We start from the raw sequence: 11,553 nt of genomic DNA, 5'->3' as shown, positions 1-11,553 counted from the left end.
GTCAGACGACCTCAACCTGGCACTTATGATGCCGGCGGGGGCCGTCCACCCCAACATCCCGGGGCCGCGCAGCGGAACCCGGGATCCATAACCGCTGAGGATGCAGGACGAGGCGGAACGTCGATCGCTTCGTTCGGCACCGTCAGCGGTTATGGATCCCGGGTTCTCGCCTTCGGCGAGCCCCGGGATGACGTCGGGAGAAATGCGGCCGTGTACCGGATCGATGCCGCCGGCCAGAGATGCCCTCAAGGGGAGGTTGCGAACCGGATGGGCAATATCTTCAAATCCACCGCTTGCGCCGTTTGAAGCTCTTCAAGTTCCGGAAGCTCTTGCGCTGGTCGCCGGCACCGCCGAGGTAGAATTCCTTCACGTCCTCGTTGGTGCGCAACTCCTCGACCGTGCCGTCGAGCACGACCTTGCCCTGCTCCATGATGTAGCCGCGGTCGGCGACCGAGAGGGCGGCGCGGGCGTTCTGCTCGACGAGGAGGATGGTGACGCCCAGATCCTGGTTGATCTGGCGGATGATGCCGAAGACCTCCTTCACCAGGAGCGGCGAGAGGCCCATCGAGGGCTCGTCCATCAGGATCAGGCGGGGGCGGGCCATCAGCGCGCGGCCGATCGCCAGCATCTGCTGCTCGCCGCCAGAGAGGTAGCCCGCCGCCCCCGTGCGCTCCTTGAGGCGCGGGAAGTAGGTCAGCACCCGCTCGAGGTCCTGGCCGATCTCCTTGTCGCGGCGCGAGAAGGCGCCGAGGCGCAGATTCTCCATCGGCGTCATGTCGGCGACGATGCGGCGGCCCTCCATCACCTGGAAGATGCCGCGGCGCACGATCCGGTCAGGCTCGATGCCGTCGATGCGGGCGCCGTCGAACACGATCTCGCCGCGGGTGACCTCGCCGTCCTCCGAGCGCAGCAGGCCCGAGATCGCCTTCAGCGTCGTCGACTTGCCGGCGCCGTTGGCGCCCAGCAGCGCCGTGATCGAGCCCGCCGGCACGTCGAGGCTGAGGCCGCGCAGGACGAGGATGACGTCGTCGTAGACGACCTCGACGTTGCGCAAGCTGAGGAGGGGAGCCTGCGCGGCGTCGGGAATCGGGCGCTCCAGGGTCATGACCTGCGACATCGGACGGCTTTCGCTAAACGAGATGCGACGTCGAACCCTCCCCCCTCTGCGGGGGAGGGTGGCCCCTGCGTCAGCAGGGGTCGGGAGAGGGGACACCGCTTCCGGACAGGGCGCGGCCACCGTGAAGGGCGCCACATCCGGCAGCGTCGCGGTCCCCTCTCCCGCCCCACTCCGTGGGGCACCCTCCCCCGCAGAGGGGGGAGGGTTCAGAGGCGGGTCACCGGTCGAGGGCGGTTCTCACCACCCCTGCCACTCGCTCTTGCGCGGCAGGGTCACGGTCTTGACCGGCTCGAGCTTGATCGTGCCGGCCTTCATCAGGTCGGGCAGCGCCCCGTCGGTCGGGCCCGAGATCTTGGCGCGGTAGATGTGCACCTCCATCATGCCGCGGTGGTCGGTCGGCGACCAGGTCGAGGGGACGCAGACGCCCTCCATGCCGGCCGGCACCCAGTCCTTCTTCTGGTAGAAGCCCTTGCGGACGTTGGGGCCGGCGAGCCCGCCATTGTCCTTGGCCCAGGCGAGCGCCTCGGTCATGTAGAGGGCGGCGCAGATGCCGGTGTAGTAGTGCACCGGCCGGTAGGCGGTGCCGGCGGCGTCCGACACCTTCGAGATCTCGGCCGCCATCGCCATGCCGGGCGCGGTGCTGCCGCTCACCGCTGCGGTGCGGACCGGGAAGACGACGCCGTTCGCCGCCTCGCCGGCCGCCTTGGCGGCGTTCTCGTCCATGCCCCAGACGTTGCCCATGAACTGGATGTCGGTGCCGACCGACTTGCAGGACTTGAGCAGCGAGATGTTCGACCCGCCGGTGTTGCCGAGATAGGCGTAGTTGGCACCGGCATTCTTGGCGGTCAGGCACTGCGCCGTGTAATCGCCCGGCGCCAGCGCGAAGACGATCGCCGGCAGCACCTCGAAGCCGAGGTCCTTCGCCATCGCCTCGCCGGCTTCCTTGGGCGAGTTCGGGTAGGGGTGGTTGCCGCCCATATGGACGTATTTCGGCTTGCCGGTCTTGCCCTTGGCCTTCCAGTCGTCGGCGGCCCACATCAGCATGGCACGCAGCGCATCCGAGTAGGACGGGCCGTAGAAGAAGTTGTAGGGCGCGGCCTTGGCCTTGCCGCTGGCGCCGGTCGGGTCGCTGACCTGGGCGGCGTAGGAACCGGAGATGTAGGGCACCTCGTCCTTGGTGACGAAGGCCGAGAGCGCCTCGGTGTCGGCGGTGCCCCAGCCCTGGATCGCTGCGACCTTGTCGCGCCCGCCGGTCCACTTCTTGTAGAGCGCGACGGCGCGGGGCACCTGGTAGCCGTAATCGACCGATTCGACGTTCATCTTCTCGCCCTTGATGCCGCCCTTGCGGTTCACGTAGGCGAGGGCGTCGGCCACCCCTTGGGCGTAGGGCACGCCGACATCCGACGTGGCGCCGCTCTGGTCGGCGAGGTGACCGATCGGGATCTCGGCGGCCAGCGCCGGCAGGCTGAGCGCGAGGGCGGCGGCCGAGGCGAGGGAGAGACGAAGCATGGGTTTCCTCCGGTTGGCGGGCCGGTTCGTCCGGCCTCGTCGATGGGGTTCAGTGCGAGAACGGGTACAGCTTCCAGTACGCCTTGATCTGGCGCCAGCGATGGGCGAGCCCGTCGGGCTCGAACATCAGGAACAGCACGATCACGAGGCCGATCGCCATCTCGCGCAGGAAGGACAGGTTGTCCTTGAGTGCCAGCGCCCGGTCGAGGGACGAGCCGCGCACCGCGTCGGTGAGCCAGCCCATCGCCTCCGGCACCAGCACCATGAAGGCGGTGCCCATCAGCGTGCCCATGATCGAGCCGAGGCCGCCGATGATGATCATGCCGAGGAACTGGATCGAGAGCAGGATCCCGAAACCCTCGACCGAGACGAATTGCAGGTAATGCGCGTAGAGCGCGCCGCCGATGCCGGCGAAGAAGGCCGAGAGGCCGAAGGACAGGGTGCGGTAGCGGGTGAGGTTGATCCCCATCATCTCCGCCGAGAGGTAGTGGTCGCGCACCGCCACCAGCGCCCGCCCGTCGCGGGAGCGCATCAGGTTGGTGGCGAGCACGAAGGTCAGCACCAGGTAGGCGAGCACCACGTAGAAGTAGCGGTGGTCGGTGTCGAAGGCGAACCCGAAGATCGAGAACGCCTCCGCCGCCGTGCCGGCGACGCCGCCGGTGAACCAGTTCGCCCGGGCGAAGAAGTCCTGCAGGATGTACTGCGCGGCGAGCGTCGCGATGGCGAGGTAGAGACCTTTGAGCCGGGCCGCCGGCAGGCCGAAGATCAGCCCGATCGCGGTGGTCAGGACGCCGGCGAGCGGGATCGCGAAGAAGACCGGGATTCCGTAATTGTTCGACAGCCAGGCCGACGCGAAGGCGCCGAAGCCGAAGAAGGCCGCGTGCCCGATCGAGATCTGGCCGGTGAAGCCGACCAGGATGTTGAGGCCCAGCGCCGCCACCGCGAAGTAGCCGATCTGGATCAGCAGGCTCAGCCAGTAGCGGTCGAGGACCAGGGGCGCGAGGCAGAGCAGCGCCAGCCCCGCCCAGACCGCGTAGCGGCTGCCGGCGGTCGGGAAGATGGTGGTGTCGGCGGCGTACGTGGTGCGGTAGTCGCCGGCGGGGATCAGGCTCTGGGTCGCCATCAGACGCGCTCGATGTCGCGGGTGCCGAACAGGCCGTAGGGCTTGATCATCAGGATCACCACCAGGACGTAGAAGGGAACGATCTCGTAGAGGTTGCCCCAGTGCAGGTACTGGCCGTCGACGTACTGCGCGACGTTCTCCAGCACCCCGATCACCAGGCCGCCGATCACCGCGCCGACGACCGAGTCGAGCCCGCCGAGGATCACCGCCGGAAACACCTTGATGCCGTAGAGCGACAGGGCCGAGGATACGCCGTTGACGATGCCGACCACGATGCCGGCGACCGACGAGACCACCGCCGAGATCGCCCAGGCCAGCGCGAAGACGTTGCGGACCGAGATGCCGAGCGACTGGGCCACCTGCTGGTTGAAGGCGGTCGCCCGCATGGCAAGACCGTGCTTCGAGTAGCGGAAGAACCAGGCGAAGCCCGCCATCATGGCGACCGAGATGCCGAGGCTCATCAGGTAGACGGTCTGGATCTCGAGCCCGAGGAACGACACCGACTGCGTCGAGAAGATCGGCGGGAAGGGCTGGGCGAAGACCCCGAACAGCCACTTGCACAGGGCCTGGAAGAAGATCGACAGGCCGATCGTCACCATGATCACCGAGATGATCGGCTCGCCGATCAGGGGTCTCAGCACCACCACCTGGAGGGCGACGCCGAAGACCAGCATGAAGGCGAAGGTGATGCCCATGCCGACCAGGAACGGCAGCTGGTAGGTGGTGAGCAGCCACCAGCACACCCAGGCGCCGATGAGCAGGAACTCGCCCTGTGCGAAGTTCACGACCTGGCTCGCCTTGTAGATCAGGACGAAGCTCATCGCGACCACGCCGTAGAGGGCGCCGACGATCAGCCCGTTGACGACGAGCTGGAGCAGCAGGTGGGTGTTCATGGCCTCATGAAGCCCTATTCGGCGGCGGCGAGGGTGGCGGGGGCCGCCGTGAGGTCGATCACCGGCAGGGTGGTGCGGATGCGTTGCGTCGTGCCGTCCTGGAACCGGATCACCGTGTCGACCCGGTAGCTCGGCGCGCCGGCATAGATCGTGTCGATCAGGTCGGAATACTTCTCGTTGATGACGCCGCGGCGGACCTTGCGGGTACGGGTCAGCTCGCCGTCATCGGCGTCGAGCTCCTTGTAGAGGAGCACGAACTTGGCGACGCGCTGGACGTCGGTGAGCCCCGCATTCACCCGCTCGACTTCGGCACGGATCAGCTCGATCACCGCCGGCTTCGAGGCGAGGTCCGAGTAGGTGGTGAAGGCGATGCGGTTCTTCTCGGCCCACTTCGCCACCACCGCGTAGCGGATGCAGATCAGCGCCGCCAGGTACTCGCGCCCGGCGCCGAGGATCACGGCTTCGGCCACGTAGGGAGAGAACTTCAGCTTGTTCTCGATGTATTGCGGCGAGAAGCGCTCGCCATGGGCGTTGACGGCGAGGTCCTTGATCCGGTCGATGACGACCAGTTCGCCCTTCTTGTCGACGTACCCGGCATCGCCCGTGTGCATCCAGCCGTCGCGCACGTCGTTCGGGGCGTTCGGATCGGCCTTGTAGTAGCCGTGGAACATGTTGGCGTGGCGCGCCAGCACCTCGCCGATGCCGTTGCGGTCGGGATCGAGCACCCGGATCTCGATGCTGTCGTCGAACGGCACGCCGACCGTGTCGAAATCGACCGTCTCGCCCCGGTGCAGGGTGTAGGCGCCGAGCGTCTCGGTCTGGCCGTAGAGCTGGCGGAGCGGCACGCCCATGGCGCGGAAGAACCGGAACGTGTCGGGCCCGAGCGCCGCGCCGCCGGTGGCGGCCGAGGTCAGCCGCGTGAAGCCGAGCCGGTCGCGCAGGGCCCGGAACAGCAGGGCATCGGCTGCGCCTGAGCGCGTGCCCTTGTCGAGGGCGGAGAGGCCCATCCTCATGCCGCACTCGTAGAGGGCGCGCTTGAAGGGCGACGCGTCCATCATCCGGGCGCGCACGTCGGCGGCCACCGCCTCCCAGACCCGGGGGGCGAAGAGAACGAAGGTCGGGGCGATCTCCCGGAAGTCGTGCATCAGCGTGTCGGCATCCTCGACGAAGTTGACCTTCATGCGAGAGAGCAAAGCCTGGCCGAGCGCGTAGACCTGCTCCATGATCCAGGGCAGCGGCAGAACCGAGACGTAGTCGTCCTCCGGTCCCTTGGGGTCGGCGGCGAGGTAGCGGGCGCAGTGGCGCAGCACCCGGCCCCCGCTCAGCATCGCGAGCTTCGGCCGCGCCGTGGTGCCCGACGTGGTGCAGAGGATCGCCACCGCCTCGGCGTCGGTCGCGTCGACCATCCGGTCATAGAGGCCCGGATCGGCGGCGTGCAGCGCCTCGCCCTTGGCCGCCAGGGCTTCCGCCGAGATCAGCCGCGGGTCGTCGTACTTGCGCATCCCGCGGGGGTCGCAGAACACGATGTGGCGCAGAGAAGGAACTTGGTCGGCGAGGTTGAGGAGCTTGTCGACCTGCTCCTCGTCCTCGGCGATCACCGCCTTCACCCCGGCGAAGGCGAGGAGGTACTGGACCTCGTCCTCGAGCGCGTCGCGGTAGAGGCCGAGCGACAGGGCGCCGAGCGCGTGGGCGGCGATCTCGCCCGCCACCCAGTCGGGCCGGTTGTCGCCGATCAGCCCGACGACGTCGCCGGCGTCGATGCCGAGATCGGACAGGCCGAGCGCGAAGGCGCGGGTGCGGGCGTGGTATTCGCCCCAGGTGGTCGGGCGCCAGAGCCCGAAGATCTTCTCCCGCAGGGCGACCTCGTGCGGGTGCTCGGCGGCGTTGAGGCGCAGGAGCTTCGGGAAGGTGTCGGCGCTCTCTGCCCGCGCGGTGAAGTCCGTCATCACGACACCGCCCTCACCGGTTCGGGCGAGGCCGGTTCCTCATCCTCCTCACCGAGATAGGCTTTCCGCACGTGCGGATCGGCCAGAACGGCCTCGGGGCGGCCGAGCGCGATGCGGCGGCCGAAATCGAGCACCATCACCCGGTGCGAGATGTCCATGACCACGCCCATGTCGTGCTCGATCATCACGACGGTCATGCCGAACTCCTCGTTGAGGTCGACGATGTAGCGGGCCATGTCCTCCTTCTCCTCGAGGTTCATGCCGGCCATCGGCTCGTCGAGGAGGATCAGCTTCGGCTCCAGCGCCATGGCGCGGGCCAGTTCCACCCGCTTGCGCAACCCGTAGGACAGGGTGCCGGCGGGCGCCTTTCGGTAGGCCTGGAGGTCGAGGAAGTCGATGATCTCCTCGACCCGGCGGCGATGCGCCAGTTCCTCGCTCTGGACACCGGGCAGCCAGTACAGCGAGCCGGTGACGAAGTTGTTGCGCATCAGGTGGTGGCGCCCGACCAGGATGTTGTCGAGCACGCTCATGTGGTGAAAGAGCGCGAGGTTCTGGAAGGTGCGGCCGATGCCGAGCTTCGGACGCTGGTTCGGCGTCGCCTTCGTGATGTCGCGCCCGTCGAGCAGGATCTGGCCCTCGGACGGCCGGTAGCGGCCCGAGATGCAATTGATCATCGAGGTCTTGCCGGCGCCGTTCGGGCCGATGATCGAAAAGAGTTCGCCCTTCTCGACCGCGAAGCTGACATCCGTCAGCGCCTTGACGCCGCCGAAGCGCAACGAGATCTGGCGAACCGCGAGGGTTTCCGCCACGCCTGATCCTCCCCTGAGGATGGCGGCCGCGCTCGTGTCCGGCGCCGCTCTGCCATTCTGAGATGCCGGGTATGCGTCCCGGTCATCCGTGATGAAAATACGTTCGACTGTTTTTTTCCGAGCGTCAAGTGCTACACTGGGCCGACGAAAGTCGTGGGGCGGCACGCCCCGTGAGGGCGGGGTTAGGGGCAGCATGGCGCGTATCGCAGGCTCGTCGGGACCGCGGACCGAGGAGGCCATCCGGCGGGCGGGGTTGAACCTGATCGCCACCCACGGCTACGCCGCGATGAGCCTGCGCCAGCTCGCGGCCGAGGTCGGCATCCAGCAGGGCTCGCTCTACAACTATTTTCGCAACAAGCAGGAATTCCTGTTCGACCTCATCCGCGGGCACATGCTCGACCTGCACGCCGCCCTCGACGCGGCCCTGCTGGCGGAGGGGAGCGGGGAAGAGCGGCTGACCCGGTTCACCGAATTCCACGTCGCCTACCACGTCGAGCGGCCGCAGGAGGTGTTCATCTGCTACTCGGAGCTGCGCAGCCTGGAGCCCGACAACCTCGCCGCCGTGGTGGCGATGCGGCGCGACTACGAGCGCAAGCTCGGCGACATCCTCGACCACGGCTGCGCCACCGGGGAGTTCCGGCTCGCCGACACCCGGATGGCGACGCTGGCGATCCTCGCCATGCTGTCGGGCATCTGCACCTGGTACAAGCCGGGGGGCCGGCTCTCGACGACGGCGTTGCAGGAGATCTTCACCGGCATGGTGCTGGCGCTCGCTCGCGGCGGGGAGCCTGCGGCGGCCGCGGTGGCGCCGCGGCGGCGCGGGGCGCTCAGGGCGGGGGCCGCTTAGGGTCGAAACTCGGGAGTCCGGCGACGCTTGCGATCCCATCCCGAGCATTGGTGCACCTCACAAAATGCCCATTGCTCTGACGTCGCCACGGCGAACGACGACGATGATCGCGAGTTTTGTGAAAGCCGACAATCCGGTTCCGGCAGTGGTCGAGTAGACGACGGATATCCCGAGAGTCCCGCTTGCGCTGCGGCAAGTTCCGCTCATACTGCAATTCCGGCTCGTGTGACAGACGATGGGAGATGGGGTCCTGTGGGGGAGCGCCAGCGGTCCGCGCTGCATGTCTGGTCACAATGATCTCGACAACGGAGGATGCTTTTGCCCGAAATCAGTTCTCTGCTTGCCTTCACGCTGATTGCGCTCGGCATGGTCCTCACCCCAGGGCCTAACATGGTCTACCTGATCTCGCGCTCGATTGCGCAGGGACCGGTTGCCGGACTGATCTCGCTCGTCGGGGTGGTTCTGGGCTTCGTCATCTACATGGTCAGCGCAGCGTTCGGCCTGACGGCGCTGATGCTGGCCGTTCCGTATGCCTATGACGTCCTGCGCTTCGGCGGTGCGCTCTATCTGCTCTGGCTCGCCTGGCAAGCCGTCCGCCCGGGCGGGCGATCCCCGTTCCAGGTGAAGGATCTTCCCTTCGATCGCCCCCGGAAGCTCTTCCTCATGGGCTTCCTGACGAGCTTGCTGAACCCCAAGATCGCGGTCATGTACGTATCCCTGCTGCCTCAGTTCATCGACCCTGCGATCGGGAGCGTCCTGACACAGTCGTTCGTTTTCGGTGGCATCCAGATTTTCGTCAGCGGGACGGTGAACGCGCTCATCATCCTCTCGGCAGGGTCGATTTCCGTCTTCCTCATGCGTAGACCGACCTTTGTCGTCGTCCAACGCTGGGTGATGGGGACGCTGCTCGCCTCTTTGGCTGTCAAGATGGCGACCGAGGCACGGCGGTAGGCGGTTCTTGAGGGGACGATGAACCGGACTCGGCATTGGCCGACGCGTTCGACCCATTGATGTCCCTCACAAAACTCCCGATCGCCGACGCGGCTTGCTGTGGCCGCGACAATGCGGCGGGAGTTTCGTGAGATGCACGTGATTGCCCGCGAAAGCCGGATCACGACGGGAGTCGTATTCGACCATCGGGCGGCAGCTGCAGTTTTGGTGGCGGGTAGACCTCACGAGCTTGGCATCACGACTGGCGAGCCGTGGTTGCTCGGCTTGATCTGATGATCGCCTCTACACCGTCCATACGTCGCAAGTTCCGGATGGCGACAACGGATCGATTCACCGCGCGAGATGACGTCAGGCACCGCTCGGAATGCCCTGCCGCTGACACGCTGCCGTTCGATCGAGCGCAGCGAACGCCGATTCCGGCCCGGATCGCTGCCGTTGGTCCTCCACGGCGCGAATGGCCGTTTCCCACCCTTCCGCCGCCCTTCGCGCGGTCAAGCTGACTGGGGTCGGACCGTAGGTCGCGGCTGATGCCGCACGGTCAAGATCTTCTCAGCCACACGCAAATCGTTCCAAGCGCTGACAATGTATACCGAGCGTTCACGACCGAGCCTCTAGGTCTAGCGGGACATCCGGCGAGGACCGGATCCGGAGCGGCTGCCCCATGTTCGTGCTCACCCTTCCCCGCAAGTTCGCCCTGCTGATCGTGCTCGCGACCTTGAGCCTGGTCGCCCTGGGCGGGATCGCGCTCAACTATCAGTACGAGGCGATGCTGGCGCAGCGCGTCGAGCGGATGGCGCTCATCACCGAGGCCGCGGCCAACGTCGTCGAGCGCTACCGGCAGAAGGCCGAGAGGGCCGAGATGAGCGAGGCGGCGGCCCGGGAGGCGGCGCTCGCCGACATCGCGGCGATGCGACACGGCCGCGACAATTACCTGTTCGTCAACGACGCCGCCGGCACGGTGATCGCCCACCCCTCCGCGAAGGTGGTCGGCCGCAACCTGATGGGCGTGACCGATTCGACCGGATTCCGCTACGTCGCCGACGTGATGCCGCGGGCGGCGCGGGACGGCGTGGCGACGTTCCGCTACACCTGGGTCCCGGAGGGCGCGACGGCGGCGGTGCCGAAGATCGGGCTGTTTCGCTACTACGCGCCCTTCGGCTTCTCCATCGGGGTCAGCGAGTATGTCAGCGACCTGCGCGAGATGATCGTCGCGCAGATCGAGCGCCTCGCCGTGGCCGGCCTCCTCATCGTGCTCGTCCTCGGCGGCGTCTCGCTCCTGATCGTCCGCTCGGTGGTGCGGCCGATGGAATCCCTTCGCGGCACCATGGGCTCTCTCGCGCAAGGCCGCACCGATCTCGCGGTGCCGGAGGCCGGACGGCGCGACGAGGTCGGGGCGATGGCCCGCGCGGTGCTCGTCTTCCGCGACAACGCGATCGAGCGCGAGCGCCTGCGCGGTGAGAGCGAGGCCGAGGAGTTGCGCCGGATGCGCCGCGCCGCGTCGCTGAACGAGCTGATCCAGGGCTTCGAGGCCTCGATCACCAGGGTGGCCGCCACCGTCGCGTCGGCCTCGGGCGAGCTGCGCGGGACCGCCCAGACCATGACCGCCACGGCGACGCAGACCGCGGCCCAGTCCACCGCCGTCGCGGCCGCCGCCGAGGAGGCCGCGTCCAACGTCGAGACCGTCGCGGCGGCGGCGGAAGAGCTCGGCGCATCGGTCCAGGAGATCGGCCGCCAGGTCGACGGCTCGGCCCGCCTCGCCCAGGCCGCCGTCGCCGAGGCCGGCCAGACCGCCCACCAGGTCCGCGCGCTCACCGAGGCGACCGCCCGCATCGGCGACGTGGTCGGGCTGATCTCGTCGATCGCCGCGCAGACCAACCTCCTGGCGCTCAACGCCACCATCGAGGCCGCCCGCGCGGGCGCCGCCGGCCGCGGCTTCGCGGTGGTGGCGGCCGAGGTGAAGGAGCTCGCCGGCCAGACGGCGCGTGCCACCGAGGAGATCACGAGCCAGATCGCGGCGATCCAGGCCTCGACGGGCCAGGCGGCCGGCGCGATCGGCCAGATCACGGCGCGGATCGAGGAGATTTCGGGCGTGGCGACCTCGATCGCGGCGGCGGTGGAGGAGCAGGGTGCGGCGACGCAGGAGATCGTGCGGAACGTCAGCCAGGCGGCGGCCGGCACCGGCGAGGTGACGGGCAACATCGCGGGCGTGGCGGGGGCGGCGGAGGAGACGGGGGCGGCGGCGGGCCAGGTGCTGGCCTCGGCCACCGAATTGTCGCGTCAGTCCGAGCGCCTCTCGGCCGAGGTGGCGCACTTCCTGGCGCAGGTCCGGGCGGCCTGACGGTCCGGTACCCGAACGGG

At 68.0% G+C, this 11,553-nt stretch carries 9 protein-coding genes; 3 read left to right on the top strand and 6 right to left on the bottom strand.

The genetic code is table 11. The annotated features are described in order from the left end of the window. Positions 1-280 precede the first annotated feature (280 nt). From BM430_RS24770 to BM430_RS24745, 6 genes are all read right to left on the bottom strand, one after another. Positions 281-1,117 (bottom strand): ABC transporter ATP-binding protein, encoded by an 837-nt coding sequence (locus BM430_RS24770; protein WP_093569902.1) that lies wholly within the window; start codon positions 1,115-1,117, stop codon positions 281-283. A 237-nt stretch (positions 1,118-1,354) separates the two neighbouring features. Then, positions 1,355-2,626, bottom strand: coding sequence for an ABC transporter substrate-binding protein (locus BM430_RS24765; RefSeq protein WP_093569901.1), 1,272 nt, complete (start codon positions 2,624-2,626; stop codon positions 1,355-1,357). A gap of 49 nt (positions 2,627-2,675) precedes the next feature. After that, a complete protein-coding gene (locus BM430_RS24760; protein ID WP_093569900.1) occupies positions 2,676-3,749 on the bottom strand; it encodes a branched-chain amino acid ABC transporter permease in 1,074 nt (357 codons plus the stop codon). Then, positions 3,749-4,642: a branched-chain amino acid ABC transporter permease gene (locus BM430_RS24755; RefSeq protein WP_093569899.1), complete on the bottom strand. Its 894-nt coding sequence runs from the start codon at positions 4,640-4,642 to the stop codon at positions 3,749-3,751. The genes BM430_RS24760 and BM430_RS24755 overlap by 1 nt, the downstream gene beginning before the upstream one ends. Positions 4,643-4,656: 14 nt before the next feature. Beyond that, positions 4,657-6,588 (bottom strand): long-chain fatty acid--CoA ligase, encoded by a 1,932-nt coding sequence (locus BM430_RS24750; protein WP_093569898.1) that lies wholly within the window; start codon positions 6,586-6,588, stop codon positions 4,657-4,659. Beyond that, positions 6,588-7,397: an ABC transporter ATP-binding protein gene (locus BM430_RS24745; protein WP_093569897.1), complete on the bottom strand. Its 810-nt coding sequence runs from the start codon at positions 7,395-7,397 to the stop codon at positions 6,588-6,590. Before BM430_RS24745 ends, BM430_RS24750 begins: the two co-directional genes overlap by 1 nt. Positions 7,398-7,590: 193 nt before the next feature. On the opposite strand from BM430_RS24745, the gene BM430_RS24740 reads away from it, so the two are divergent. The 3 genes from BM430_RS24740 (at position 7,591) to BM430_RS24730 (ending at position 11,533) form a co-directional block, all read left to right on the top strand. Continuing rightward, a complete protein-coding gene (locus BM430_RS24740; protein ID WP_093569896.1) occupies positions 7,591-8,244 on the top strand; it encodes a TetR/AcrR family transcriptional regulator in 654 nt (217 codons plus the stop codon). Positions 8,245-8,562: 318 nt separating this feature from the next. Next, on the top strand, positions 8,563-9,195 hold the full coding sequence (locus BM430_RS24735; RefSeq protein WP_093569911.1) for a LysE family translocator: 633 nt from the start codon (positions 8,563-8,565) through the stop codon (positions 9,193-9,195). A 661-nt stretch (positions 9,196-9,856) separates the two neighbouring features. Then, a complete protein-coding gene (locus BM430_RS24730; protein WP_093569895.1) occupies positions 9,857-11,533 on the top strand; it encodes a methyl-accepting chemotaxis protein in 1,677 nt (558 codons plus the stop codon). Positions 11,534-11,553: the final 20 nt, after the last annotated feature.

Origin of the sequence: Methylobacterium sp. 174MFSha1.1 (genome assembly GCF_900116815.1) — a bacterium.
GTDB lineage: Bacteria > Pseudomonadota > Alphaproteobacteria > Rhizobiales > Beijerinckiaceae > Methylobacterium.
The sequence above is the reverse complement of the archived record's forward strand: the minus strand, read 5'-3'. Positions and strand labels throughout refer to the sequence as shown.

Excerpts from the sequence above, each read along its gene's own strand:
- BM430_RS24770 (WP_093569902.1), bottom strand. The coding sequence starts at position 1,117 with ATGTCGCAGGTCATGACCCTGGAGCGCCCGATTCCCGACGCCGCGCAG.
- BM430_RS24765 (WP_093569901.1), bottom strand. The coding sequence starts at position 2,626 with ATGCTTCGTCTCTCCCTCGCCTCGGCCGCCGCCCTCGCGCTCAGCCTG.
- BM430_RS24760 (WP_093569900.1), bottom strand. The coding sequence starts at position 3,749 with ATGGCGACCCAGAGCCTGATCCCCGCCGGCGACTACCGCACCACGTAC.
- BM430_RS24755 (WP_093569899.1), bottom strand. The coding sequence starts at position 4,642 with ATGAACACCCACCTGCTGCTCCAGCTCGTCGTCAACGGGCTGATCGTC.
- BM430_RS24750 (WP_093569898.1), bottom strand. The coding sequence starts at position 6,588 with ATGACGGACTTCACCGCGCGGGCAGAGAGCGCCGACACCTTCCCGAAG.
- BM430_RS24740 (WP_093569896.1), top strand. The coding sequence starts at position 7,591 with ATGGCGCGTATCGCAGGCTCGTCGGGACCGCGGACCGAGGAGGCCATC.
- BM430_RS24730 (WP_093569895.1), top strand. The coding sequence starts at position 9,857 with ATGTTCGTGCTCACCCTTCCCCGCAAGTTCGCCCTGCTGATCGTGCTC.